General features: G+C 51.2%; 20 protein-coding genes. 5 read left to right on the top strand and 15 right to left on the bottom strand.

The window, feature by feature from the left end:
- Positions 1 to 7 precede the first annotated feature (7 nt).
- The 3 genes from Q0577_RS05425 (at position 8) to Q0577_RS05415 (ending at position 3,201) form a co-directional block, all read left to right on the top strand.
- A complete protein-coding gene (locus tag Q0577_RS05425) occupies positions 8 to 562 on the top strand; it encodes an HAD family hydrolase (protein ID WP_298733501.1) in 555 nt (184 codons plus the stop codon).
- A gap of 79 nt (positions 563 to 641) precedes the next feature.
- On the top strand, positions 642 to 2,114 hold the full coding sequence (locus Q0577_RS05420; protein WP_298733500.1) for a PfkB family carbohydrate kinase: 1,473 nt from the start codon (positions 642 to 644) through the stop codon (positions 2,112 to 2,114).
- 7 nt (positions 2,115 to 2,121) lie between these two features.
- Positions 2,122 to 3,201 (top strand): glycosyltransferase family 9 protein, encoded by a 1,080-nt coding sequence (locus Q0577_RS05415; RefSeq protein ID WP_298733499.1) that lies wholly within the window; start codon positions 2,122 to 2,124, stop codon positions 3,199 to 3,201.
- Here the strand turns inward: Q0577_RS05415 and Q0577_RS05410 are convergent.
- From Q0577_RS05410 to Q0577_RS05400, 3 genes are all read right to left on the bottom strand, one after another.
- On the bottom strand, positions 3,196 to 4,167 hold the full coding sequence (locus Q0577_RS05410; protein ID WP_298733498.1) for a glycosyltransferase: 972 nt from the start codon (positions 4,165 to 4,167) through the stop codon (positions 3,196 to 3,198). The two genes, Q0577_RS05415 and Q0577_RS05410, sit on opposite strands and share 6 nt — an antisense overlap.
- Positions 4,168 to 4,179: 12 nt before the next feature.
- Complete coding sequence (locus Q0577_RS05405) at positions 4,180 to 5,901, bottom strand: carbamoyltransferase (RefSeq protein WP_298733497.1); 1,722 nt, start codon at positions 5,899 to 5,901, stop codon at positions 4,180 to 4,182.
- Between the two features lie 112 nt (positions 5,902 to 6,013).
- On the bottom strand, positions 6,014 to 6,661 hold the full coding sequence (locus tag Q0577_RS05400; RefSeq protein WP_298733496.1) for a hypothetical protein: 648 nt from the start codon (positions 6,659 to 6,661) through the stop codon (positions 6,014 to 6,016).
- Between the two features lie 148 nt (positions 6,662 to 6,809).
- Here Q0577_RS05400 and Q0577_RS05395 point away from each other — a divergent pair, with 148 nt between their 5' ends.
- Positions 6,810 to 7,634 (top strand): hypothetical protein, encoded by an 825-nt coding sequence (locus Q0577_RS05395; RefSeq protein ID WP_298733495.1) that lies wholly within the window; start codon positions 6,810 to 6,812, stop codon positions 7,632 to 7,634.
- A 4-nt stretch (positions 7,635 to 7,638) separates the two neighbouring features.
- On the opposite strand, the gene Q0577_RS05390 is transcribed toward Q0577_RS05395, so the two are convergent.
- From Q0577_RS05390 to Q0577_RS05365, 6 genes are all read right to left on the bottom strand, one after another.
- On the bottom strand, positions 7,639 to 9,867 hold the full coding sequence (locus tag Q0577_RS05390; RefSeq protein ID WP_298733494.1) for a cation:proton antiporter: 2,229 nt from the start codon (positions 9,865 to 9,867) through the stop codon (positions 7,639 to 7,641).
- Positions 9,868 to 10,021: 154 nt separating this feature from the next.
- Complete coding sequence (locus tag Q0577_RS05385; protein WP_298733493.1) at positions 10,022 to 10,474, bottom strand: MarR family transcriptional regulator; 453 nt, start codon at positions 10,472 to 10,474, stop codon at positions 10,022 to 10,024.
- Between the two features lie 301 nt (positions 10,475 to 10,775).
- The gene (locus Q0577_RS05380; RefSeq protein ID WP_298733492.1) at positions 10,776 to 12,473 is read right to left on the bottom strand and encodes a sodium/solute symporter; all 1,698 of its coding nucleotides are present in this window, start codon (positions 12,471 to 12,473) and stop codon (positions 10,776 to 10,778) included.
- Positions 12,474 to 12,695: 222 nt separating this feature from the next.
- Entirely contained in the window at positions 12,696 to 12,869 is a 174-nt protein-coding gene (locus tag Q0577_RS05375) for a hypothetical protein (protein ID WP_298733491.1), read from the bottom strand.
- 85 nt (positions 12,870 to 12,954) lie between these two features.
- A complete protein-coding gene (locus Q0577_RS05370) occupies positions 12,955 to 14,115 on the bottom strand; it encodes a FecR domain-containing protein (protein WP_298733490.1) in 1,161 nt (386 codons plus the stop codon).
- A 185-nt stretch (positions 14,116 to 14,300) separates the two neighbouring features.
- Positions 14,301 to 14,777, bottom strand: coding sequence for a hypothetical protein (locus Q0577_RS05365; RefSeq protein ID WP_298733489.1), 477 nt, complete (start codon positions 14,775 to 14,777; stop codon positions 14,301 to 14,303).
- Positions 14,778 to 14,937: 160 nt separating this feature from the next.
- Between Q0577_RS05365 and Q0577_RS05360 the strand changes: the two genes are divergently transcribed.
- Complete coding sequence (locus tag Q0577_RS05360) at positions 14,938 to 16,482, top strand: alpha-L-arabinofuranosidase C-terminal domain-containing protein (RefSeq protein WP_298733488.1); 1,545 nt, start codon at positions 14,938 to 14,940, stop codon at positions 16,480 to 16,482.
- 341 nt (positions 16,483 to 16,823) lie between these two features.
- On the opposite strand, the gene Q0577_RS05355 is transcribed toward Q0577_RS05360, so the two are convergent.
- The 6 genes from Q0577_RS05355 to Q0577_RS05330 form a co-directional block, all read right to left on the bottom strand.
- Complete coding sequence (locus Q0577_RS05355) at positions 16,824 to 17,036, bottom strand: hypothetical protein (RefSeq protein ID WP_298733487.1); 213 nt, start codon at positions 17,034 to 17,036, stop codon at positions 16,824 to 16,826.
- 80 nt (positions 17,037 to 17,116) lie between these two features.
- Positions 17,117 to 17,986 carry an aldose 1-epimerase family protein gene (locus Q0577_RS05350; protein ID WP_298733486.1) on the bottom strand — a complete coding sequence of 290 codons (870 nt, stop codon included), beginning with the start codon at positions 17,984 to 17,986 and terminating at the stop codon, positions 17,117 to 17,119.
- 53 nt (positions 17,987 to 18,039) lie between these two features.
- A complete protein-coding gene (locus tag Q0577_RS05345; RefSeq protein WP_298733485.1) occupies positions 18,040 to 19,482 on the bottom strand; it encodes a glycoside hydrolase family 30 beta sandwich domain-containing protein in 1,443 nt (480 codons plus the stop codon).
- A gap of 137 nt (positions 19,483 to 19,619) precedes the next feature.
- Entirely contained in the window at positions 19,620 to 21,080 is a 1,461-nt protein-coding gene (locus Q0577_RS05340) for a RagB/SusD family nutrient uptake outer membrane protein (protein WP_298733484.1), read from the bottom strand.
- Between the two features lie 11 nt (positions 21,081 to 21,091).
- Positions 21,092 to 24,046, bottom strand: coding sequence for a TonB-dependent receptor (locus tag Q0577_RS05335; RefSeq protein ID WP_298733482.1), 2,955 nt, complete (start codon positions 24,044 to 24,046; stop codon positions 21,092 to 21,094).
- 294 nt (positions 24,047 to 24,340) lie between these two features.
- A complete protein-coding gene (locus tag Q0577_RS05330) occupies positions 24,341 to 26,230 on the bottom strand; it encodes a 7TM diverse intracellular signaling domain-containing protein (RefSeq protein WP_298733480.1) in 1,890 nt (629 codons plus the stop codon).

Below are 26,230 nucleotides of genomic sequence, written 5' to 3'. Positions count from 1 at the left end.
TTGGCGAATGAGAAAAGCAGTTTTCATAGATAAGGATGGCACGCTCATCACCGATGTGCCGTATAACGTCAACCCGGAGCTCATCAGGCTGGAACCAGGCGCTGCAGAAGCTTTACAGCTGCTGCACAAACATGGCTACGCACTGGTGGTGGTATCCAATCAATCTGGTATTGCCCGCGGTTATTTTGAAGATAAGGCTATGCAGGCGGTAAAAGACCGCATCGCTGCATTATTGAGTCTTAGTGGCATACAGCTGGATGGATTTTTTTACTGCCCGCATCATCCGCAGGGATCGGTTAAAGCCTACGCAATAGACTGCGTTTGCCGAAAACCACATCCCGGCTTACTGTTACAGGCAGCCAGCCTGTTAAATATAGACCTGCAGCAATCATGGATGATAGGCGACATTCTGCACGATGTAGAAGCCGGTAACCGCGCCGGCTGCCGTACCGTGTTGCTGGATAACGGACATGAAACAGAATGGATCATCAACAGCTATCGCAAGCCCCTCCTCATTACAGGCGGCCTGCTGGAGGCTGCACAATTAATAATTAGCAATTAAAAATGAGGCCCTCTGCTACGCTATGCGTCACCTGCCTCTCCATTGTTAGTTATTCATTATTAATTATTAAAACGGACCCATGTATAAAGATCTGATTGCAAAATTCCTGCAGCCCACCATCCTGGTGATCGGCGACCTGATGCTGGATGTGTATCTCAAAGGCGCCAGCACCCGGCTTACGCCCGAAGCACCGGTACCAGTGGTGGATATCGCCTCCAGGACCACTACGCTCGGCGGCGGTGCAAATACTGCGCTGAACGTAAAATTCCTGGGCGCAAAGGTAACGTTCTGCAGCGTTAGCGGACAGGATGATGATGGCCGCAAAGCCAGCTCACTACTGGAAGCAGCAGGCATCAACGGAAAAATACTGCACTGCCCTTCAAGGGAAACGATCGTAAAGACAAGAGTAGTGGCTGGGCACCAGCTGCTGACCCGTTACGATTGCGGCACCGAAACGGCTGTCAGCGGGCAAACAGAGCAGGCCTTCATCCGCCTGCTGCAACAGGAGTTTCCGAAACATGATGCGGTGATCATTGCAGACTATTGTAAAGGGCTTATCACACCTGCCGTTATTGGCGCTTTACAGGCATTAAAACGGAAGCACAAGAAGTTCATCGCCGTTGACTCCCGCCGCCTGGAATGCTTTAAGAGCCTCTCCCCATCGCTGGTGAAGCCCAATTACCCGGAGGCGGCGCAACTGCTGGGATTGCATGTACAGCAGCATTGCAGGGCACAGCAGATCAATAACATGGGTGCAGACATTTACTCCCGCACCGGTGCGGCCATCACAGCGGTCACACTGGATGAAGAGGGCGCCGTTATATTCAACGGCAATCAACCCGTATACTGCTGCAGCGCTTACCCGGTAGCTTCATCGCCCAACGTATCAGGTGCAGGAGATGCCTATATCAGCGCATTTACGCTGGCCTGCCTTTCGGGCGCAGATGTACCCGCGGCAGCAGATCTGGCAGCAGCTGCGGCTGCCATCGCCATCGGCAAACAGCATACCGCCTGCTGCAGCTGGGAAGAACTGAACGCTTACCTGTCTGTGAATGATAAATATATCACTGACCCCGGACAGCTGCAGCACCTGTCTGCCATGTATAAAGCCCAGGGTAAGAAGATCGTTTTCACCAATGGTTGTTTTGACATTCTGCACAGCGGCCATGTAAATTACCTGGGCCGCGCAAAAGAGCTGGGGCATGTACTGATGGTGGGCATCAATACAGATGAAAGCATACGCCGCATCAAAGGCAGCGACCGCCCCATCAATACCCTGCAGGACCGCATGGAAGTGCTGGCCGCCATGGGCGCCGTAAATCATATCATCCCATTTGGCAGCCCGGAAGATGATACACCGGCGCCGCTGATACAGCTGATCCAGCCGCACATCTTTGCGAAAGGCGGCGACTACACCCGGGAGAGCCTGCCGGAAGCCGGACTGGTAGAACAATTAGGAGGAGAAGTGATCCTGCTGCCACTGCTGCCGGGGCACTCTACATCAATGATCATACGCCGTATCCATACCAAACCGGTATTAAAATTGGCGTAAACATTGTATGAAACGCATCTTATGTATACGGCTCGACAACATGGGCGATGTGATCATGAGCACGCCAGCTATCCATGCACTGAAAACAACGTTTGAATGTCATATCACCCTGCTCACCTCTTCCATGGGCGCCGTTATTACACCCAGCATTCCAGACATTGACGACACGATCATCTTCGATGCTCCCTGGGTAAAGAATGAGTCGCCTGATGCGACACCTGTTTTCAATGATACGGTAGAGAAACTGCGGCAAGGCAATTTCGATGCGGCCGTAATATTTACCGTATACAGCCAGAACCCCATGCCGGCTGCCATGCTGGCCTACCTGGCCAATATCCCCATCCGCCTGGCCTACTGCCGCGAAAACCCTTACGGGCTGCTTACACACTGGGCCCCTGAAAAAGAACCTTATGATTACATTCGTCACCAGGTAAGCCGTGATCTTCACCTTATTACTCATTTAGACGTGACACCATCGTCAGATAAGCTCATGCTGGAGGTAAACGAAGCCCTGTGGCCTGATGTGCGGAAAAAGCTGCAGCACTGCCACATAGACCCTGATAAACCCTGGGTGGTCCTCCATCCGGGCGTAAGCGACAATAAACGCCAGTATCCCGTACAGCAATGGATAAAGGCCGCCAAAGACCTGCTGCGGCAAACCGGAGTGCAGCTGCTCATTACAGGCACCAAAGCAGAACGTGCGCTTGCTACCGCCATTAGTCATGGTATCAACCAGGAGAACGGGGTTTGCGTGGGCGCCGGGCTTTTCTCCGTTGCAGAGTTCATCACACTGATCCGCCACAGCGCACTGGTGATCTCCGTGAATACCAGTACCGCACATATAGCGGCGGCAGTACAGGTACCGGTGGTGGTATTGTATGCGCATACCAATCCGCAGCATACGCCATGGAAAGCACAGGGCGCAGTATTGTATTTTGATGTGCCTGAACAGCTGCGAAGCAAAAATGAAGTGATCCGTTATGTGCATGAACAATACAGCTATGAATCACAAATGCCCGCTACCACCGGTAATATTGTACAGGTAGCCGCGGGCATATTGGAGCCTATCCTGGATAAACAGTTATAGATACAACACACGGAACCGCACCGCACCATACAGGTTCCAGTAAACAGACAGAAAAGGTATCAGCACAGAAGTGACGATCATCTCCACTACATGCGGCCATGCATGCGACGTGTGCATCAAACGCTTCCATATAAAACCGGTAAGGAGCAACAACCATATTGTTACAGCGGCGAACGCCACGGCGGGGGCATTCAACAACAGCGCCGCCAGCAGCACCAGGCAGCAAAGGGTCATAACATAGTAGCTCCAGATTGGGTGCTGTTTGATATAATTGCGATACAGGCCTGGAAATTTCTTATACAGCAGCGCATTGAACATTGACTTGCGCTGCTCCCGCAGGCTCACGCCCCAGGACGCTTCGCGCACCGGGTGCACTACAATGGCCTCCGGCAAATGGTGGATGGGTATCTGTTGCTGCAGCAGTTTAAATTCGAGATCGCTGTCTTCCCGCCAGGCCAGTTCAAAGCGTTCGTCAAATCCCTGGATCAGCTCCAGCGCCTTCCAGGTGCATACACAGTTGGCGGTAATGAAGCGCGCACGCTCCAGCTGTGCAATGTTCCATTCATAGTCAGTGGGCTTTTCCGGTAAAGGAACGATCACCCGCCCGCTGTAAGCGATCAGCTCTTCCTGCTGATAGGCATCCCAAATGGACTGCAGCCACAGCGGATCCGGCAGGGTATCATCATCCGTAAATGCAACAAGGGTACCGGCGGCCAGCTTCCATCCCATGTTCCGGGCGGCGGCAGGCCCGCGTTTGGTGGCAAGCGGTACATATACAATGTCCAGCAGGCCGGTATGTTTCCAGGATACCACCAGTTGTTTGGTAAGATGATCAGGACCATCGCTGATCACGATCACCTCAAAATCATCCCGCGCAAACTTTTGCCTGGCAAGGGACTTCAGGCATTCCATCAGCAGCAGCGGCCTGCAGTAAGTAGGGATCACAACAGAGATCTTCTTTTCCATAGCCATTACCATTTAGCTTTTCGAAACAAGGAAACTGCCAATTACCAATGCATCGAAGGGCGACGACCAGAAGCATTCCAGCGCATCGCGCGGGGTGCATACAATAGGTTTGCCCAAAGTGTTGAAAGAAGTATTGATCAATACAGGCACACCGGTGCGCTGTGCAAAAGCATTCAGTAAATCGTAGTAGCGCGGATGCTGCTGCCGGTTGATGGTCTGGATACGTGCGGTGCCGTCCACATGGCACACAGCCGGTATCCGCTCTTTCTTATCTTCCTTTACTTTATACACAAACAACATGAAAGGCGAATACGCTGCCTGCTCAAACCATTCCGGTGCGGCTTCCTCCATTACTACGGGCGCCACCGGCCGGAAGTCTTCCCGGTCCTTCACTTCGTTCAGCCGGGCCTGCATAGATGGAGAAATAGGAGAAGCCAGTATAGAACGGCTGCCCAGGGCTCGCGGCCCAAACTCCATCCTGCCCTGGAACCAGCCGATGATCTTATCCTGCGCCAGCAGTTCAGCTGTTTCTGCGGCCACATCCTGCATGCGGCGGTAAGGCACTTTTGCCCAGTCCAGGAATTTTGCTATTTCATCATCCCCGTAATCTGGTCCCCAATAGGCATGCTCCATACAAAAACTGCGTCCTTCTCCGGGCCGCTGCTGTGCATCTATCCACATGGCAGCGCCCAGAGCGGTGCCTGCGTCGCCTGCAGCAGGCTGTACCCAGATATTTTTGAATATCCCTGCATCGCGTATCGCAGCGTTCAGCACACAATTCAGTGCCACACCGCCGGCGAAGCAAAGATTTTCTGAGCTTGTTTCCTGCTGCAGCCATTCAGCCAGCTCCAGTACGCGCTCCTGCAGTACTACCTGCAGGGATTGCGCTATATTGAAATGATGCGCGGTAAATGCAGCACCTCTTTCGCGCGGGGGACCGAAGCGCGCAAAAAACCGTTCATTGCTGATGGTGTAATGACCATTCTCCTGCAATTGTATCATCTCACGAAAATCATTGGCAAATACCGGTTTCCCGTAAGATGCCAGGGCCATCACTTTATATTCATCTGAAGAGTGCAGGAAGCCAAGATAGCTGGTCACCTGCTCATACAACAGTCCTAATGAGTGCGGCATGTTTACCTGTGTAATGCGCTGCATATCGTTACCGGAGCCGAGACTGAAGGTGGTGGTGGCCTTCTCTCCGCGCCCGTCAATAGTCAGCACGGCCGCCTGTTCATAAGGCGAAGGAAGGAAGGCGCTGGCTGCATGGCAAAGGTGATGTTCAACAAAATGAAACCGTTCTTTATCCGGTTGGGCGCCTTTAAAACGCTGCTGCAAATGGTGTGGATAACCATCCACCAATTGGCGCGGCGCATTCACAATAGAGGAAAGGAAGAGCGGGTCCCATGGCGACATCCACTTTTCAGGCACCTTATACGCAGAAGGTTCCAGCGGCAGGGTGATGCGGTCTTTCTTTTCATCTGCATCGTTCAGCAGGATATACGGATCAAAAGAATAAGCAACACGGTCTACATCTTTCAGGTGTATGCCTGCAGTCTTTAAACAATAGTCTATTGCATGAAAGGGCAGCTCATATGCAGAGAACGGAATAGGCCTTTTGCCGTGCTTGATATGTGTGAAGCGTTCATCCTCCACTGCGGCAAGCAGCTGGCCGTCCTTTACTATACAGGCAGCAGAATCATGGAACGCGGCGTTGATGCCAAGGGTGTACATAAGCGATGGTTTTCTATCATCGTTACATAAACTGTTCCAGTATCATTGCTTGTTTAAAAGTTCAAAAGCCTGAATGTTCGGGCCTTGCCGCTCAGCCTTGAAGTGAGGAGCCTTATGGCTTCAGCACGCCGTCTCTCATCATCTGTGCAATGACCTTACCGGGGTATTCTGCCAGGAATTTTTCCAGGCTGCCGGGGTTAACGGTAGCCGTCTGCGCCGACCATAGCAGTTTCTCTGTACGTGCATCATAGAGGTTGCTTTCCACAAAATAGGTCTTATCAGCTACATAATATCCCGTATCGTACACCATGGGATACCAGTGGGCATAGTAGGCGTAGAAGCCGCGGTACCAGCCATAAGCGGGAACGGGCGCGTATTTTACGCTGCTGCGCACATACCTGGTTTCACTCTGCGTACGCAGCAGGGAGGTGGTCAGTATGGCATCTGCACCGGTTTGTTGTATCAGCTGGAGCAGCTCTTCACGGGCAGGCAGGGTTTCCAGCAAAGCGGGTGTGAATGTGTCGCTGCTCTTCAGCCCGCGCTTGTTGAACCGCTTCAGCTCTGCAGAAAGTGCGTTCTCTGTCTGCGCTCTTGCTATTGCATGCTTCGTCATCGTGGCAATAAAAATGTGGTGATAATCCTGCTTTACAGGCTGTGTTTCGGGGTTTACCCAGGAGCCGGTAATACGGGTAGCGCCGGTACAGGAAAAAAGTATAAGGCTCACCGGTAGTATTATTTTCCAGTAGATTGTCCGCTTCATGGCCGTCCTTTTTCTGAATAACACCGTGCTGATCAGAATGTTTAATGCCCCTGGACAACGCATAGCACTAAAATGCTATATATTCACATTTGCTTTTTGCTAATTTTGAAATACTAACTATTCCATATTCCTATAACCGATTATACCTATGAGAACTGCCAATTTCCGGGAGCGGATTGCCCTTGCCGCTATGCTGGCTATTACGATCCTGGCCTCCTTCCGTAATACGGATGCGGACAGCAAAGAGCGCCGGCCCCTTCCCCTGCTGCAGGGGATCAACAGCCAGGCCAGCACGATGCTGATCAGCTATAGCCAGCGCAACACCATTGACCGCCTGACCAGGATCCAGCGGGCATCAGAAGATACCTATACGGATGTACGTATACCGGTGTATAAGAACGGGCGGCTGGCCAGCACGCTGGTATCCGGCCACACAAACGGGGAGAACAGCGAGATCTTCTCTTCGTTTGAATATACCACTAACTACCCGCTGATAGACAAGATCCATTACTATACGCAGGGCCAGGTACAGGGTTATGATTCACTGGTGTACAATGCAGCAGCGCAGATCATTGCGCGCTATTTCTTCAGCCGCAATGCAGATAATACCTATGAATGCCATAATTACCAGCAATATACATGGAACGGCGAAGGCAATATTATCCGGCTGGATAACTACGGCCGGAGCCGTGGGGGGACAAATTTTGAGCCCGGATCTTCTGTTACGTACACCTACGACCAGCATCCTAATCCGCAGAAACAGGTAACAGACCTTTGTTACATTACGGATATTATGCCGGCCTTTCTTTCTGCCAACAACATCCTCACAGAGGAGATCCGGTATGCTGGTGCAGCGGGTACGCATCTTAATACCTACAGCTATGAGTACAATGCTTTGAAGTACCCGGTAAGCGTTACCGCCCACTATGGCCTGGATGGCCTTAGTGACACCACACAACTGAGCTATAAATAGAGCGTTAAAAACCTTTGAAGAAGGCAGCCAGTTTTTTGTCGCTGCCAGCCACCCATATGATATCGCCTTCCTGCAATACGGTGGTGGATTCAGGGTTCAGGATGCGTTTACCGCTTCTTTCTATGCCCAGGATCATGCCTTGTGATTGTTCACGGATGCCGGCTTCACGGATCGTTTTACCGCAAAGGGGCGCTTCTTTTTTAATCATGTAACGGCGCAGCACAATATCGTGCGCCAGCATCTGTTTTTCCTCGATGCTGCTGTCTTCCTCTTCCAGGAAGCGGTTCAGCTGCGATATCTGTTCATCTGTCCCGATGACGGTGACCATATCACCGGGATAGAGGCGTTCATCTTTACCGGGAGCGGCATACTGCTGTTTACCTCTTTTGATCAGCGCGATGTTGGCGCCGAACCTTTCCCGTATGGCCAGCTCCTGGAGGGTTTTTCCTACGGCCGGCGACATGGGCGAAATATTCATAACGGCCAGGTGTGCATCCCAGGGCGCCAGTACCTGTTTGTTGATGCCGCCTACGCGGGTTTCCCTTTCATTGAAATTGGAGAAGAACCGTTCTTCTATCTTGGTATAAAAAGCCTGCAGCTTGCGGTGGAAGATGAGCAGCAATGCCAGGATGATCACGGTTACCGTCAGGGCCACCACTACAGAAAAGAACAGGTCTACAAAGAAACCCACCAGGGAAACAGCCAGGCCTATACGTAATAAACGCAGTAACAGTAAAGGGCCTCTGTACTTCTTTTGCCGCCATATATTGGCCGAGGCCTGGTTGCTGACCCCGCGGAAGGCCAGCGCCCACAGGAAGGGCGATAACACCAGCAGGGTAACCAGCGCAGTAATGATACGGGCAGGGTTGATGTCTTCCGGCGCCTCCGTCACCATGGGCAGTACATAATAGGCTGACATCAGCACAATCGCGATAATGATCACCGAGTACAGCACCGTATTCATGAAATAAGAGCGCAGCAGCTGCTTCCAGTCGCTCACCACCGCAATGGTCTGCGTGGCGGCGCTGTAGCGGTTCAGCGTGGTCCTCCACCGGTGCGGCAGCAGGGCCGCTATCCTTACATAGGCCCGTTCTGATGAGCGGATCAGGTAGGGAGTGGTAAAGGTGGTAACGGCAGATACGGCCACTGCCACCGGGTACAGGAAATGGCTGGTTACCTTCAGCGTAAGTCCCAGCGTAGCAATGATAAAGGAGAACTCCCCTATCTGCGCCAGGCTCATACCTGCCTGCACGGCGGGTTTGAGCGGCTGACCGGCTATCAGGGCGCCGGTAGTGGTGCTGAGCAGCTTACCCAGTATAGTGATCACCGTTATAACAGCCACCGGACCAGCATACTTTACGATCATGGCAGGGTCTATCAGCATACCTACTGAAACGAAGAAGACGGCGCCAAACAGCTCTTTTACCGGTTTTACCAGGTGTTCTATCTTTTCCGCCTGCGTGGTTTCAGCCAGTATGGAGCCCATAACAAATGCGCCCAGGGCCGGGGAGAAACCCACTTCAGTTGCCAGCACCACCATCAACAGGCAAAGCCCGATGGAAGTAACCAGCAGCGTTTCCTCGTTCATGAGTTTGCGGGTGCGCTTCAGCAGGGTAGGCAGGAAGAAAATCCCCGCCACAAACCATATGATGAGAAAGAAGACCAGCTTTACCACGGAAGTCAGCATTTCGATACCGGCAAACTGCCGGCTGGCCGCCAGGGTGGATAACAATACCAGCAAAACAATGGCCACCAGGTCTTCTACCACCAGTATGCCGAACACCAGCCCGGCGAACTGCTTTCCCTTCACGCCCAGTTCATCAAAGGCGCGGATGATGATGGTGGTAGATGACACAGAAAGGATACCGCCCAGGAAGATACTATCCATGGTAGACCATCCCAGTAAACGGCCGGCGGCATAGCCCAGAAGCAGCATCATCCCCACTTCGATAACGGCCGTAATAGAAGCCGCCCCTCCTACCTTGATCAGTTTTTTGAAGCTGAACTCCAGGCCCAGGCTGAAGAGCAGGAAGATCACGCCTATTTCAGACCATGTCTGGATATTGGCCTCGTCAGAAACAGTAGGGAGAAGCGATACGTGAGGTCCCACCAGCAGTCCGGCCACAATATAGCCCAGTACCAGCGGCTGTTTCAACTGTTTGAAGATGAGTGTGGTAATGGCCGCGGCCGCCAATATCAGTGCCAGATCTGAAATAAGTGCTGGTATGTGCATGCTGTGTAGTAAAATTGGTTTAAATAGTGGATAATCAGGCGACTGCAGCCGGCTGCAATATAAACATCTGTGTATAAAAAACACAATACATCTCTCCCGTAACCCTCGCAGAAGTGTTACGGAACACGTAGCTGAAAATGATGTGAAACTTGTTTTACCTGCGGACCTTATCCAGCAGGTCGCTCAGTGCCAGCGCATCTTCGGCGCTTAAACGCGTACTCAGGTCCTGATAAAAGGCAGACAGGGGCGCCTCCAGTTCTTCCAGTAGCTGTAATCCTTTTGGTGTGATGGTGATGTCCATTTTACGGCGATTGAACTCGCAAAGCTGCCGTTTTACATATCCCTGTTTTACTAGTTTGTCGAGCAGGCGGGTAACGTCGCTGGCCTTATCCAGCAACACGTCCTTGATCTCACCGGCTGAAACCGGTTTAGGATGCCGGCCTTTTATAATGCGCAATGCGTTGAAATGCTGCGATAATATGCCGTATCGTTTGAATATCTCGGTATGTGCATCCCGTAACCAGTTGCTGGTGTAGATCAGATTTACCACGGCCTTATGAAAATTGCTGCCGAATCTACCCTGTTTGATGGCTTCTTCTATTTTCATACACCCCAAAGGTAACAAAAACAACAGACGTTGTAACGGATTAGCCCGGAGGGAGCTTTGGACCCCCTTCGTAGGTTTTTTCTCGTTAGCCCGGCGCAAAATCGTTAAATGCTGGTTAAGAATGCCATTTTCTTAACGTTCACTAGACAAAATAGTGTCTTCACCAAATGATCTGTGCCCGGTAACTGCCGGCGACTATTTTTGTAATAGGTTTTTCATAGGATATGGTTAAAAAATTAGGCGGTATTCCTACCGCCTTTTTTTATTTATTCGTTTGTGGGCTACCGTGAGTGTGTCATTCTTACCAGAAACGCACATACAGCGCGCTCAGTATCAGCAAGGTAACAACGATGAGCACCAGGGTGGAAGGCTGCAGGCGGAACATTTTGCTATCCAGCTCGAAAGCTTTGGGATTCACTTTTGGTCCGCGGAGGCTCATTAACACCATCACCAATACCGTGAAGAAGAAAGACCAGCCCATACAGATCAGGAAAGGTATCTCGTATTTACCTTTACCATTCGGGAAGGCAGTGTATAGTAAGGTCTCATTTCCAAACCATTGCGGGGCATAGTTGTTGAACACTACAGACAGTACGAAGCCGGTGATCACACCCGCTACCGCCGCAGCGCCGGTGGTACGCTTCCAGAACATGCCCAGTAAGAACATGGCAAAAACGCCCGGGCTGATAAAGCCGGTATATTTCTGGATAAAGGTAAAGCCACCCTCGCCTCCGATGCCAAGCAGGTCGTTCCAGGTAAAGAGAATGGCCAGCAGCATGGCGGCTATAATGGTAATACGCCCCACCCATACCAGTTGCTGCTCATCCGCATCTTTGCGGATATATTTTTTGTAGATATCCAGTGTAAAGATGGTGGAGATGCTGTTTGCCTTACCTGCCAGGGAGGCCACAATGGCCGCTGTTAATGCAGCCAGGGAAAGCCCTTTGAGCCCCGCAGGCAGAAAACCCAGTATGGCAGAATAGGCATTATCAGCGTTAAAATGCCCGCCCGGGGCCATTTCCTGCTGTAAAGCGCCGTTCCTGTACAGCACATAGGCGGCTATACCGGGCAGCATTACGATCACGGGCATCATCAGTTTCAGGAGGCCGGCAAACAGGATACCATTGCGGGCGGTCTGCAGATCAGCGCCCAGCGCCCTTTGCGTAATATATTGATTACAACCCCAGTAGTTCAGGTTTACGATCCACTGACCGGCGAAATACATGGTGATGCCAGGCAGCATCAGGTACTTATTGATCTGTGCCTGCGGTGCATCCTGCGAAGGTTTTTCCAGGATCATTTTGAAATGGTCCGGCGAATCCTTCATCAGGGCATTAAAGCCTGCCAGCACATCGCCGCCCAACCCGAAATGCTCGCTCACCATGCTCAGGGCCAGGTAGGTGGTGGCCAGGCCGCCAATGATCAATACCGCCACCTGTATCACATCGGTATAACCGATCACCTTCATACCGCCCAGGGTAATCAGCAACGCAAATACCGACAAGCCGATCATGATCAGGTGGAAATTGCCATTGCCTACCAGGCTGTTGATAGCCAGGGCGCCGAGGAAAAGGATGGAAGTGAGGTTCACGAAAATGTACAGGAACAGCCAGAAGATCGCCATGATCAGGCTCACCGTCTCATTGTACCTGGTTTTCAGGAACTGCGGCATGGTAAAGATCTTATTCTTCAGGTACACCGGCATAAACCACACTGCCACGATGATAAGGGCGATGGCCGCGATCCATTCATAGGCGGCTACTGCAACGCCCACTGAAAAGCCATTACCGCTCATACCGATGAACTGCTCCGCCGAAATGTTGGATGCGATCAGGGAAGCGCCAATGGCCCACCAGGTCAGTGACCCCTCTGCCAGGAAGAAGTCTTTTGTGTCTGTACGGGCTTTTTTCTTACGCCGGTAGATCCAGTATCCGTAAGAGGCCACTATCAGGAAATAGATAATAAAAATAACGTAGTCAATAAATACCAGTTTATTCATAACGTGTGATTACGGGTTTATTGAGCACTAATATATGTCTATTTGACATTTATTCAAACAAAGAGATAGGAATTTTATTTAATGATGTTTCTGGACCAAGCTGAAAATATTATCCTAAAAAGCGATGATTAAAAGGGGTTATGTAGAACATGCACTTTACAGCTGTTGTAAATGAAGAAGGTATAGGTCATCATATTACAGGTTGCACCAAATGTAATCATTTTACACCATCCGTTCTTTCCTCCCCTCCTTCCCTACCCTGAATATTCCTTCCTTCTGTGCAGGACTGAATTCCGATGATGTTACCGATGGATTTCCGCTTTTGACGACAATTTGCTTTACCAGGATATGATCCTCCTGGTAGAAAACGTATGGGCCATCATTCACAGCGCTCATGATACCCTTAAATTACGAATTAAGGGTGAATGCAAAGCCGTCCTGACTTCACATTCACCCTTTAATATCGAGTCGATAAATTATATCAGTGGGCGGATTTTAAATGCAGCGTCTCTTCCCTGAAGTAATAATCGATACCAATACCGGTATTCTTCAGGTTCTTCAGGAAGAAAGCCAGGTCATGATGTTTGTCCAGTATCCCCGTAAACGGTGAATTGGCCAGTGCCGGGTCATCAAAGACCACCGCTATGCCAAACCAACGCTCTATGACGGGCTGGAGATCTGCCAGCCTGGTATCATCAAACTGGAAAATGCCATTCATCCAGGATACGACCGCATCCTTGTCAAACTGTTGGACGGTAAACCCTGAACGCTCGGTATAGACCGCTTCCTGGCCTGGTTTCAAAACAATGGTAGAAGAACCGGAGCGGGCAGAAACCGCGCCTGTAACCAGGGAGGTACTGGTAATGCCCCGCTTGTAGGTGTTCACATTAAATTCGGTACCCAGTACCTCTATTACCGTTTCAGGCGTGCGGACAAAGAACGGTTTATCCGCATTTTTTGCCACTTTAAAGAAGCCTTCACCTTCCAGGTACACTTCACGGGTATTTTGGCGGAAAGAGAAAGGAAATTTCAATGTGGAGGTAGCATTCAGCCAGACTTCCGTACCGTCTGACAATATTACCCGGTAATCCATTTTGGGAGGAACCACCAGGGTATTATAGCCGCCGATATCTTTTCCTTTGGAGGTATACTGCAGGGTTCTGGCGCCGGCGTTCAGGGCTACTGAACCCGCACTGATATCCTGGGCAGGCATGTTATAGGGCAGCTGGATGACCTTTCCGTTGGCCATCTGCAGATGCAGCCCGTTTGCCGGCATTTCTGCGGTTGCCGTTACAGGAGATGCAGGTGATGATTCCCTTGCCTTGTTCAGCAGGAAATAAGCGCCGGCGGCGATCACCCCGGATACAGCGGCGGCGGCCAGCCACTTTTTAACGGACAAATACCTCACCGCCCGTTTCCGTCTGAGCAGCTCGTGCTCAACCTCGTTCCAGGCCGTTTCACTGTCCGCTATGTCATACCAGGCCTTTTCGTCAAAATCGTTCTGCCTGATATCGTCCCATAACCTGCTTACATCTTCATTTTCCGCCATTAGCTGCTCCAGGTACTCATCATCCGGTTTATCAATTCCACCCTTTTTCTTGCGCAGCAACAATTCATAAATACGCTCCTGAGTATATTCCATTGCTTGTTTTAGTGCCAATTAATGAATAAAGTTAATAGAAAGATTGAACAGCACTTCGAGGAAAAAATTATATTTTGATCAGATATACAATGATCAGATTGAAAAGCTGTTCTCATTGTAGAAGACCTTTCCAAAAATAGCACTAATCATTTTGACACCTCGTTAATATCTGGTTAACCAAAATGTTAACAAAGTGTTAACTCCTGAGCAGGAAGCAGTTCATCATACTCAATCTTCATCATCTGTAACAACCTCTCCTCCAGCAACATAGCGAAAGTTTCCATGTACAGGATCACATCTTCCCGCTGGTTACGCTTCAACCACCTGAAACCGCCCGGCAGGCGTTCCAGCACCTCGCGGTCCTGCAGGTACTCAATGTTGTGTATATCTGATGGCGTCAGCCCTTTTTCCATCAGGCTCGAGATCAGAAGCCCTACAGGAGCATTAGACGCAACGCAGTAGTCTTCCGCCAGTTCCGTCCACTCTCCCATACCCGTGTGGGCATAATATAAAATTTCTTCTTTACTGTACCGGGTGATCACCTGCAGCAGGTTACCACAATTGCAGGTACCATGGTTTCCCCATGCATAAGGCGCTCCATTTTTTAACCGGCGGGCAGTTTCGCGCAAAGCAGTGATCAATTCCACGTTAGGATGTGCCATAAATAATCATTTTATATAAAGTTACAAAATATGGCGGTTCAATCCGCACCTCTCCCATCCCCGGGAATTCCTCATTCCGGGCGAGTTTCAGCAATGCTTTAATTGTATAATTGACATTTATATAATAAAGCCCTACCTTAGGACCATAATTCACGTTATAATGAAAAAACTTATTTACGCCATCGGTTTGCTGTGTACTACCCTGTACGCCACCGGACAAAGCGCAGACGCTACGCTTACTATCCAGCAGAACAACTCCGGACTTACCATCAGCCGGCATATCTATGGACATTTTTCGGAACACCTGGGCAGGTGTATATACGATGGTTTCTGGGTAGATGAAAAGCTGCCCGTACAGAAAAAAGACCGTATCCGCCTTGACGTGGTCGAAGCATTGAAAAAAGTAAAGATCCCCAACCTTCGCTGGCCGGGTGGCTGCTTTGCCGATGAATACCACTGGCGCGACGGCATCGGACCACGCGAACAACGCCCTAAAATGGTAAACACCAATTGGGGCGGGGTAACGGAAGACAATAGTTTTGGTACCCACGAGTTCCTGGAACTTTGCAGCCTGCTCAACTGCGAGCCATACATCAGCGCCAACGTAGGCAGCGGCACCGTAGAGGAAATGTCCAAATGGATCGAATACCTCAACTTTAACGGTGAAAGCCCGATGGCCAAAATCAGGAAAGAGAACGGCCGCACCGAACCCTGGAATGTGCACTTCTGGGGCGTAGGCAACGAAAGCTGGGGATGCGGCGGCAACATGACCTCCGATTACTATTCGGACCAATACAAACGCTACGCCGCCTTTGCCAAGAACTACCCGGGCGCACCCCTGAAAAAGATCGCCTGCGGACCTAACACCGCAGATTATAAATGGACAGAGACCTGCATGAAGAACATCCCCCTGAACATGATGTGGGGCCTTTCACTGCATTACTATACTGTGCCCAAAACCTGGCGCGAAAAAGGATCAGCAACCTCCTTCACCGAACAGGAATACTTCACTACCATGAAGAAATGCCTGTATATGGAAGAACTGGTAAGCCGTCACAGCGCTATCATGGACCATTATGACCCGGAAAAGAAAGTAGCCCTTGCCGTGGATGAATGGGGCATCTGGACCGATGTGGAACCTGGCACCAACCCCGGCTTCCTTTACCAGCAGAACAGCCTCCGCGATGCACTGGTGGCCGCTACTACCCTCAACATCTTTAACAATCACTGCGACCGTGTACGCCTGGCCAACCTCGCCCAAACCGTGAACGTATTGCAGTCGCTCATTCTTACCCAAAAGGAAAAGATGCTGCTCACACCCACCTACCACGTATTTGACCTGTTCAAGGTACACCAGGACGCCAAATTTCTGCCCATACTGCTGAACAGTCCTGCTTACACCATGGGCAACGAACAGATACCGGCTGTAAATGCATCAGCCTCCGTAGATTCCAACAACGTGATCCACGTTTCCCTGGTCAACCTGGACGCGGCTAAAACGATCAATGTATCCGCGGTGATCAGCAACCTTCCCTGGAACAACGTAGAAGGACAAGTGCTCAGCTCCGCCAAAGTAACGGACATCAATACTTTCGAAGCCCCCAACACCGTTAAGATCACGAAATTCAACGGGGCAAAAAAGAATGGGAACAACCTCAGCGTGAGCCTGCCGCCGCACTCAGTTGTTGTGCTTCAGCTACGCTGAGATGAATGCCAATGAATATTGAATAATTAATAATCAGGGTGGCTATTGTCTAAAAGGACACCAGTACCGTTGATTATTAATTATTCATTATGATTATTAATTACGCTGTGCGCAGGCTCCTCACAGGGTTGGCTACAACCGCACGGATGGCCTGGAAGCTGTACGCCGGCTGCAGCAAACATCCACCAGCTGATGTACTTATTACGTGGATGAAATAGAGATGTTATGTACTTCTTAAGATACATAACATCTACATAACATGTACATAACATCTACATAACATCTCCGAAGCAAAGAAGAGGGTGGATGCCACCCTCTTCCTTATTTTACAGTACCTGGCCCTATTTAGCCCGGCCCTGCCTTGCTGCTGCCGTCTTTTTTGCCGCAGTCGTTTGCTGCGAACGGGTACCCGTTTTCTTTTTGTTCTTAACAATAATATCGGAGGTATCTACTCCTTTCGCTTTACGGCTCAGGTTCCTGCTGTAGTCGTTACCCATATTGGGGCCGCCCTGCTCCAGACCCTTATTGCCTATAGACCTGTCTCTCACTGGCATAACATATACATTTAAGCGGTTAAGAATGTTGTTTCCACAGTATCAGTGCCGCTAAAATGATGCCATGCCAACAGGCCGTATCAGAACAACACTACCTGCCAGCTTCTTTCAAACAGGCCGCCTGCCTGTAACTGGTTGATCCCTTCCTTTTCTGTCAGCTGTCCGCTGGCGTCTACATGATCTGCTATACCGCACCAGGGCTCTATGCATACAAAATCAGCGTCCTTTGCGGCCCAGATACCCAGGTAGGGAAAGCCTGAAAAATGAAACTCAAGCCCATGCGGGGTGGCGTCGCTTTTCAATGTTACCGCATCAGAGGCAAGGTGTTTCAGCACCAGCGCATCGGCATAAAACAGGTCCTTTTTCAGGGGCAGGCGTTGTGTATGATCCAGCAGTGGCTGTGTGCTGCGTTCAATCAATCCTTCGGCGGATAATGGCCATTTACCGGCTGTTTCCTCCCGGTTAAACTGCAGGTAGTAATCGGCATAGCTGGTGCCGGCTGCCAGGGGTACGCGGAATGCCGGGTGGCCGCCTACCGAAAAGAACATATCCTCATTGCCGGTATTACGCACGCGATAGGTAACGGTGAGCCGGTTATCATCCAGCGTATACGCTACTTCGAAATGAAAAGGAAAAGGGTATACTTTCTTTGTATCTGCATTGTCTGTAAGCAGGAAACGGATGCTATTGGCCGTTTGTTCTGCCACGGTAAATACCATGTCGCGGGCAAATCCGTGCCTGCCCAGTGTATAGGCCGTTCCGTCATAAGTGTAGCTGTTATTCTTCAAACCGCCCACCACCGGGAACAGTACCGGGCTTTTTTTTCCCCAGAAGGCCGCATCGCCGCTCCAGAGGTATTCCAGCTGGAGGTCTTTACGGGTAAGGCTTTGCAGCTCCGCTCCTTTCTCAGCGATGGTGATACTTAAACGTTCATTGGATAATTGCAACATACAAGTCGGGTTAGTTATAGCTGCAAAAATAACAATTACCCGCCACACGCCTGCTACTTCCATACAATGGTGGCCACCGCGTTCCCTTCCAGTGAATACTGGTATTGCCGGTCGCCCTCCCTGACCGTAAAGCTGCGGGCATTCCCATCCTTGTTCAGCACTACCAGTACGCGGGTGGCATCGCTGTTCAGGAAAGCGGCACAGTCAAGATTACCGCCGCTACCGCTAAGCGATATACGAAAAGCGCCGGGCCGTATAAACCTGGACATATGGCCGATTGCATAGTACTCCACATTACGGGTAACAGCGCCATCGCTGCCAATGGTCACCACGCCCCTGCAGTCTTTACAGCCGCCATTCTGCGGGCCATGATGATCATCCAGGGCCAGGTTCCAGAGCAGCGCGTTGCGCGACCAGTTATTAACGCTGCCAATGAATATATTGGCCATGTTCCATTCCAGGTTATCGGCAAACTGCTGTGCCCAGGCGCCGCCGGATACTTCCGTAAAGTACAGCGCTTTATCCGGATGCTGTGCATGTACCTGCGTCATGGCCGTTACCTCTCCTGCATAAGCATGAAAAGCGGCGCCGGTTACATATTGCCGGGCAGCCGTATCATTCAGTATGGTGATGGGATACTGCGGCACATCCCAGTTATGATCGTAGATGACAATGGCTGTATTCAGCTGGTGCTGCCTGAATGCAGGCCCCAGGTGCTCCCTGATGAAGGCGGCCTGTTCTGCGGCCTCCATCCGCATAGACGGATAAGCAGCCTCGTACAGCGGTTCATTCTGGGGCGTAACAGCATCTATGCGGATGCCTTCCTGCCGGTAAGCCTGTATGTACTTAACAAAGTAGCCGGCATAAGCCCCGTACCACTCCGGTTTGAGCCTGCCGCCCGCCAGCCTGCCATTGTCTTTCATCCAGGCGGGCGCGCTCCACGGACTGCCCATTATTTTCAAATCCGGTGCAATGGCCCTGATGGCTTGTAATACCGGCACGATATCTTCTTTATCCTTTACGATGGAGAAATTTGCCAGGCTGGGGTCTGTCTGCCCCGGGGGCATGTCGTCATAGGTAAAATCTTCCAGCGAAAAATCAGAAGCGCCCATGGTAAGACGAAGGTAGCTGATACCAATACCCTGCCCGGGGTCAAAAAGCTCCTGTAAGAGCTGGCTGCGTTGTGTATTGTTCAGCTGCCGGTGAATGAGGTAGGCAGACGAACCGGTGAGGGCGGCGCCAAAACCTTCTATCTCCTGCAGCGGTTTTGAAGCATCAATCGTGATGAGGGTTGTACCGGCGGCAGCGCCTGTTTTGATATCGATATCTGTTCCCTGCTGCAGCAGTTTTGACTGCGTACCATTGGTAACCCATACCTGCGCTTTACCCACTACCCTTACTGAATCGCCGGAAGGCGTACCCGATTCCGTATAACGGCCTTTCGCACAGCCGGTCACAAGCAGGGCTGCCGTTAACAATAGAACAGTGTATCTCATAAAAAAGTTTGAGGTTTGAAGTTTGAAGTTTGAGGTTTGAAGTTTGGGGTTAGTTGGAAGTGGAAGGTCCAGTACAAGCGTCCCGGACTGGCAGACCTGCTAACCAACCTCAAACTTCAAACATTAAACCTCAAACTTTAATTGTATCCCGGGTTCTGATCCAGTTGTTTATTCCTGTCCCGTTCCTGTTGCGGAATGGGCAGCAGTTCTTTTGTGGGTGTCATGTTATAATTTACCCGCTGGCCGGTACGCAGGTCTATTTCCTGCAGGGCATTCATCACTGCTTCTGCACGGCCATAACGGCGAAGATCATCCCAGCGGTGGCCTTCCTGCGCCAGTTCCAGGCGGCGTTCGTTTTCGATGGCGCGCTGCATGGCCTCTTTAGTGGCAGCAGTGGCAGGCGGTAAGGTAACCCGCTTGCGGATGTTGTTCAGCTCTGCGGCGGCTTCACCCAGGCGGCCCAGTTCATTGAGTGCTTCTGCTTTTAACAGGATGATATCACCAAGGCGGAGGATATACTGGCGGTTGGTACTTGCCCAGCCGTTGGCGCTTTTCCATTTGTAGGCAAAGGGTACGCTGCCGCCGCCTATTGCCCAGTATTCATCTGTCCAGGTAACGTTCTCGAAAAGAATGCTGGCATTCTTGCGGATCACATCATTCTCCGCATCAAAGGCGTTCACCAGGTCTTTGGAAGGCGTGACGAATTTCCTCCAGGAGTCGCCGGAAAGGGATGGCGGCAGCAGCAGCTGCGGCCCCCAGTTGGCTTCTGCCCCACCGGTGAACTGCACTTCCATGATAGACTCTTCATTGTTGTAATGGCTGCCATCAAACAGGAAATTAAAATTGATGAGATGATAGCCGGCCGGGCTGTTGATCACGGCATTGCAATATTCCAGCACCTTGGTATAGTCGCGGTTGGGCTGTTGTGCATATACCTTAGCCAGCAGCGCGTTTACGGCGCCTTTGGTGGCGCGGGCCTTGTTCACACTGGCATCGCCGGGGTAAGTATCCGGCAGGCGGCTCAGCGCAAAATCAAGGTCCTGGATGATCTGAGCATACACCTCCGCTTCGCTGGCGCGCGGCCGGTTGGTCTGTGCAGGATCAGCAGACGTAACGGGCTCCAGTACCAGGGGCACGCCACCCCATAGCTTTACCAGCTGGAAGTAGTGATAGGCGCGGAGGAAAGAGGCCTCTCCCAGTATCTGCTCCCTGCGGTCGTTCAGCTGTGGATCTTCGATGCCCGGCACTTTGGAGAGGATGATGTTCACCCGGGCAATGCCGCTGTACAACTGGCTCCAGTTGTTGAACAGGCGGCTGTTCACCGGTGTAATGTTCAGCAGGTCTACTGCAAAGAGCTCGGGATTATCGCCCCCGGCGTAGTAATTATCAGACAATACATCGCTGAAGTTGATGTTGTCCCAGATATAGTATTCCTGGTGAAAAGCATCATATGCTCCTGTCAGCGCGGCTTCTGCGTCAGCGGCAGACCTGTAGGCATTTTCCGTGGTGGCATCAGAGATGGGCTCAACGTCCACAAACTTGTTGCAGGCGGCCAGGCCCAATGCCAGTGTGCATATTAAAAGATATCTTGTTTGCATGGTAGTAAGCATTAGAATGTAACATTTAACCCAAAGATCAGGTTACGTGTTTGCGGATAGGTACCGAAGTCTATTCCCTGGGAAATATTGGCGTCTGCCGCATTGGTGGTATTGCCCTGGTAGTTCACTTCAGGATCAAAACCGGTGTAGTCTGTAATGGTGAACAGGTTTTCACCGGTTACGTATACACGCAGCCCTTTCAGTTTGATCCTGTTCAGCACGGTGACAGGCAGGTCATAACTGAGCGTGGCAGATTTAACGCGCATGAAAGAACCGTTTTCCACGTAACGGGTAGAGATCAGCGAGTTTTTGGAATCATTGGGTGTTGCTCTTGGTATATCCGTGATCTGGCCCGGTGTTTTCCAACGGTTCAGCACAACGGTGGTCTGGTTCCGCGGGTCCATCATCGATTCAGTTTCTATGCGGGAGGCATTGAACATGTCGTTTCCCTGTGAGCCCTGCAGGAATACGCTCAGACGGAGGTTTTTATAGCCGAAATTATTGGTGATGCCGTAAATGAAGTCCGGGTTGGGATTGCCAATGATCACGCGGTCTTCTGCCGCAGGCTCAAATACCTTTTCTCCCTTGCTGTTAAGGTACCAGAGGTCGCCTGTCTGCGGGTCTACCCCGGCCGCCCTGTAACCATAGAACACGCCCAGTGGCTCTCCTTCTCTGGTGAGGCTGATATTACCGCGGGTGGATACCGAAGCGCTGAATATATCCTGCTGCTCAATGTTGATCACTTTATTGCGGTTAACAGATACGTTCAGATCTGTTGACCATTCAAAATCCCCTGTAAAGTTTTTGGAGCTTACCAGGAATTCCAGGCCTTTATTGCGCACTTTACCTACGTTCTGCGTAGAGATGTCAAAACCGGTTGATTTAGGCACCGGTACATCCAGCAGCAGGTCGTTTGTATTCTTCTGGTACGCGTCTATACTAACGGTTAAACGGGAATCCAGCACCGTAAGGTCCAGACCAATGTTATATTGTTCTGTTGATTCCCATTTCAGGTTCCTGTTCTCGAAAGAGGTAGGCGTAGTACCGGGCAGTATCGCTCCGCCGATGGGATAGTTACTACCGGGCCCCACACGGCCCGACCAGGGATAACGGTTGCTGGACAGCTGATCATTCCCTACTTTACCCCAGCCTGCGCGCAGCTTCAGGTCATTGATGGCGGTTACATCCTGCATGAAAGGCTCCTGCGAAACACGCCAGCCGATGGAAGCGGAGGGGAAATATCCCCAGCGGTGATCGGGCCCGAAGATGGAGGAAGCATCTGCCCGGAAATTGGCCGTCAGTAAGTACTTATCCGCATAGCTGTAGTTGATCCTCCCCAGGAAGGAAGCGTTCTTCTTTTCAGATTTGGTGTTCTCTGCCACCTGGAAGGTAGATCCTGCATTGGTGGTTGGGATACCGCTGCTGGAAAAACCCGTCTTTTCGATCCTTGCGCTCTCCCATTTGGTGCTTTGCGCTACCACACCTCCCAATGCCCCCACATTGTGCTTGCCGAACACTTTGTTGTAGGACAGGGTATTTTCTGCGATCCAGTAATTGATCAGGTCTGTATTGTTCTGACCAATGCCTCCCCTTGCGCGGCCGTAACTGGTGCGGAAAGGATCCACGAAGTAATCGTACACGGAATTATTATAATCGATACCGAAATTGCTCCTGAATTTCAGTTCGGGCGTCAGCTGTATTTCGCCGTAAATATTGCCCAGCAGGCGTTGTTGTTTATAGCCTCTCTCGGCGCCATCGGTACTGGCCACCGGGTTTTCCCAGTCCTGGAAGGGGTTGCTGGTAAAGGTACCATTGTCATTGTAAATGCCGATCACCGGCGGGGTAGCCAGGGCGCCCAGCAATACACCGCCCCTGTCTACTCCAATGTTATCGGTTACGTCTACATCATGCCAGCGGCTATACGCCACGTTGGTGCCCATGGTCAGCCAGTTGTTCAGCTGTTGCTCCAGGTTCACCTTGAAATTAAAGCGGTTCATCGTGGCAGAGCGCACTGCGCCGTTCTGTTGCACCCAGCCGCCGGAAAGGTAGTAAGTGGTTTTATCATTCTTACCGGACACGGATAACTGGTAGTTCTGGGAAGTGCCTTTGCGGAAGATCTCATCCTGCCAGTTGGTGTTCTTGTTATACCTGTTCCAGTCGGTAATGTTGCCCATTTCGGTCATCAGTTCGCGGTACTGGGCGCCATTCAGCACGTCCAGTCTTCTCCATACGGACTGATAACCGCCATAGGCATTGAACTCGAAGCGGGGCGGACCGGTTTTACCTTTGCGGGTGGTGATCAGCACCACGCCGTTGGCGCCGGAGGCTCCATAGATAGCGGCGGAAGAAGCGTCTTTCAATACGGAAATGCTCTCAATATCCGCCGGGTTTACGGAACGGGTATCGGTGGTGGGCACTCCGTCTATTACATACAATGGGTCGCTGCTGGCCGTAATGGAGCTGGTACCCCTGATACGGATGCTGAAACCTGCGGAAGGTTTACCTGAGGGCGCCAGTACCTGTACACCGGGGGCTTTACCCTGGAGCACGGCGCCCAGCTGTGTATTGGGGCGGGATGCAAACTCCTTTTCTCCTACTACAGACACGGCCCCGGTAATATCTTTCTTGCGCTGGGAACCGTAACCTATTACCACCACTTCACTCAGCTGCCGGTTTTGGTCCTGCAGAACCAGGTTTATCACACTGCGGCTGCCTACGGGTGTTTCCTGTGTGGCATAGCCCAGGAAGGAAAACACCAATACGTCCTGCGCGCCCGCCTGGATGGAGTAAGTGCCATCCGGCTTTGTAGTGGTTCCGCGGGTGGTGTTCTTCACCGCCACGGAAACCCCTGGCAAAGGGTTGCCCTGGTTGTCTTTAACTGATCCACTGACGGAAACGTCCTGCGCCCCGGTAACACCCACCAGGAGAAGCAGAACGGCCATTAAAAGTGTAGCCTTCTTTTGCATATGATTTGCATAAATAGTGATAGGATAAAATGCTTATAATCTGTTTTGGTCTCTACTCATAACATGGACAACGCGGAAAGCAATAACGATACCCTAAAGTTATTTCAAAAAGCTGCGCCAAACAAAAATTATTTGCCGTAACTTGTTGATATTTAAATACTTGCAATCGATTTGATACGCTTCAACACCGTGAGGAACAGCCGCCCGACCTGCCTGATAATCAAGGGGCTGGCAGCACCGTTTGGGCATGACGGCGGTGAAAACTGATACGGATAGCTACCTGTTGAAAAATGATCAATCGTATTCCATGACGAGTTTGCTCCAGCCTTTTTCGTCTGACTGGCGGAGGGATCTTTTGCGGTCTTCCATTACTTTCCTGATACGGCTGCTGTAAGACCAGCAGGTGCTTTGACGGATATGAAGGATCTCAGACAGTTTATGGGAAGATATTTTCCCTTTGGTGGAATACACCAGGAAGATCATGTAAAAGGCCTTATTGATGTCTATACGGGTGTTCTGTAAGATGGTATTGGCGGTTACGGACTCCTCATAACCACATTTGGCGCAGCGCCGGCTATATAACAGGTGACCATGGAAGTAATGGTCATGCCCGCATTTACGGCAGTGATAACCCTGGCTCCATTTCAACTCCGACAGGAAGCGGAAACAGCTTTCCTTATCGGGATAGATCCTGCTGAACTCTTCAAAATCTACCGGGGCAGACAACACCCGGGCGCGCGATACTTTCTCGACGTTGTTCTGCAGCTGGCGGTTATCCTGTTCCAGCAGCGCATTCATGCGGGAGATCTCTGCTGCCTGCGCACGTAGCAGCAGGTTGGCTTTCTGCAACTCTTCATTTTGTTGGGCAATGAGTTCAGACTTTTCAGACAGTTCATGGGTGCGTGCTGCTACCTGGCTTTCCAGCTCGCGATTCAGCACATCCTTGAGGTGGGCGTTTTCGCTCATCTGCCGGATGATCTGGCGCTGGGCTTTATCCTTCTTCCGCTTCAGGAGGCGCAGCTTATCCCCGATGGCGAATGAGAGGAAGAACATTTCCAGGATAAAACAGAAACTCAGGCTGTAGTAGCTGACCACGCCAAAGTTCAGCCGGTCGTACCCCAGCATGATAAAGAACTTCAGCATAAAGCCAACAAAGAGGAAACTATAAGCCAGCACAAAGAAGCGGGCGGGCCGGTATCCCCGCAGCCAGATATAGATACCGGTATAAAAGGCTACCGCCAGGGGGATCATCTCGATGAACTTATAGTTGAACCAGGAGCGGTTGAACAGCAAGGCGGCCGCAAAGAAGAGGAGGCGGACAGCAATAATACCCAGTATCAGCTTATCCAGCAGGGGTGCGCGGGACCTTACGTACAGCAGCTTTCGGGTGAACAGCAGGGCAAAAATACTCATCCCGCACAGGGGCAGTGCAAAGGCGTACTGGTTCCAGTGGGGTGCGCCGGGCCAGAGATACTGGTAGGCAATACCATCCGTACAGGCCTCATACAGGGCCACGCTCAGGTTGTACAGCACATAATAAACGTATTGCACCTGCCGTACCGCCAGGAACATGATGAGGTTATAAAAGCTGAAGATGAGGATCATGCCGTAGAAGATGCCGAAAGAAAAATATTCGTTCAGGGCATAGCCAATGAATTTATTGACGGAGCGCAGCACAATGATCACATCTGCGATCTGGGCAGAGCGGATCCTGAAGTAATACAGCTGTTCGCCGGGCCGGCTGTTGTCCAGCTCCAGCTCAAAGTTCTTGTGGCGGAACAGCCTTTGTCCGAAATGGTAGCTGTCGCCCAGCTGACGCGCCTGGTAATGGCCATTGCTACCGGGCATATAGGCCGTGATCTCGTCTATGGTCTGATCAAAGTATTCAAGTATGAAATGTTTCTTTACGGAAGGATCGTGCCTGATCCTGATACGGTACCAGTATACGGCGCCCAGGCGGTGGTTCTGCGGTGTGCTCTGAGCGCTGGGCCTGAAGAGATGGGCGGCGGCAGGGCTTTGCAGCTGTGTGATGGTGAACTGGCCTGCAGGGTCTTCCAGGTATTCTATTTCACCATAGGTAAAGATGTGCTGATCCAGTCCTTCAGCAATTGTAACGGGCTGTTGTGCCCGTACGTGGAATGCGGTGATCACCAGCAGGAAGATTAATAAGATCCTGGCCCCCAT

The sequence above is a fragment of the uncultured Chitinophaga sp. genome (assembly GCF_937898475.1).
Lineage (GTDB): Bacteria > Bacteroidota > Bacteroidia > Chitinophagales > Chitinophagaceae > Chitinophaga.
Note: the sequence above shows the minus strand (reverse complement) of the source record. Positions and strands in the feature narration are given on the sequence as shown.

Excerpts from the sequence above, each read along its gene's own strand:
- Q0577_RS05425 (WP_298733501.1), top strand. The coding sequence starts at position 8 with ATGAGAAAAGCAGTTTTCATAGATAAGGATGGCACGCTCATCACCGAT.
- Q0577_RS05420 (WP_298733500.1), top strand. The coding sequence starts at position 642 with ATGTATAAAGATCTGATTGCAAAATTCCTGCAGCCCACCATCCTGGTG.
- Q0577_RS05415 (WP_298733499.1), top strand. The coding sequence starts at position 2,122 with ATGAAACGCATCTTATGTATACGGCTCGACAACATGGGCGATGTGATC.
- Q0577_RS05410 (WP_298733498.1), bottom strand. The coding sequence starts at position 4,167 with ATGGAAAAGAAGATCTCTGTTGTGATCCCTACTTACTGCAGGCCGCTG.
- Q0577_RS05405 (WP_298733497.1), bottom strand. The coding sequence starts at position 5,901 with ATGTACACCCTTGGCATCAACGCCGCGTTCCATGATTCTGCTGCCTGT.
- Q0577_RS05400 (WP_298733496.1), bottom strand. The coding sequence starts at position 6,661 with ATGAAGCGGACAATCTACTGGAAAATAATACTACCGGTGAGCCTTATA.
- Q0577_RS05395 (WP_298733495.1), top strand. The coding sequence starts at position 6,810 with ATGAGAACTGCCAATTTCCGGGAGCGGATTGCCCTTGCCGCTATGCTG.
- Q0577_RS05390 (WP_298733494.1), bottom strand. The coding sequence starts at position 9,867 with ATGCACATACCAGCACTTATTTCAGATCTGGCACTGATATTGGCGGCC.
- Q0577_RS05385 (WP_298733493.1), bottom strand. The coding sequence starts at position 10,474 with ATGAAAATAGAAGAAGCCATCAAACAGGGTAGATTCGGCAGCAATTTT.
- Q0577_RS05380 (WP_298733492.1), bottom strand. The coding sequence starts at position 12,473 with ATGAATAAACTGGTATTTATTGACTACGTTATTTTTATTATCTATTTC.
- Q0577_RS05375 (WP_298733491.1), bottom strand. The coding sequence starts at position 12,869 with ATGAGCGCTGTGAATGATGGCCCATACGTTTTCTACCAGGAGGATCAT.
- Q0577_RS05370 (WP_298733490.1), bottom strand. The coding sequence starts at position 14,115 with ATGGAATATACTCAGGAGCGTATTTATGAATTGTTGCTGCGCAAGAAA.
- Q0577_RS05365 (WP_298733489.1), bottom strand. The coding sequence starts at position 14,777 with ATGGCACATCCTAACGTGGAATTGATCACTGCTTTGCGCGAAACTGCC.
- Q0577_RS05360 (WP_298733488.1), top strand. The coding sequence starts at position 14,938 with ATGAAAAAACTTATTTACGCCATCGGTTTGCTGTGTACTACCCTGTAC.
- Q0577_RS05355 (WP_298733487.1), bottom strand. The coding sequence starts at position 17,036 with ATGCCAGTGAGAGACAGGTCTATAGGCAATAAGGGTCTGGAGCAGGGC.
- Q0577_RS05350 (WP_298733486.1), bottom strand. The coding sequence starts at position 17,986 with ATGTTGCAATTATCCAATGAACGTTTAAGTATCACCATCGCTGAGAAA.
- Q0577_RS05345 (WP_298733485.1), bottom strand. The coding sequence starts at position 19,482 with ATGAGATACACTGTTCTATTGTTAACGGCAGCCCTGCTTGTGACCGGC.
- Q0577_RS05340 (WP_298733484.1), bottom strand. The coding sequence starts at position 21,080 with ATGCAAACAAGATATCTTTTAATATGCACACTGGCATTGGGCCTGGCC.
- Q0577_RS05335 (WP_298733482.1), bottom strand. The coding sequence starts at position 24,046 with ATGCAAAAGAAGGCTACACTTTTAATGGCCGTTCTGCTTCTCCTGGTG.
- Q0577_RS05330 (WP_298733480.1), bottom strand. The coding sequence starts at position 26,230 with ATGGGGGCCAGGATCTTATTAATCTTCCTGCTGGTGATCACCGCATTC.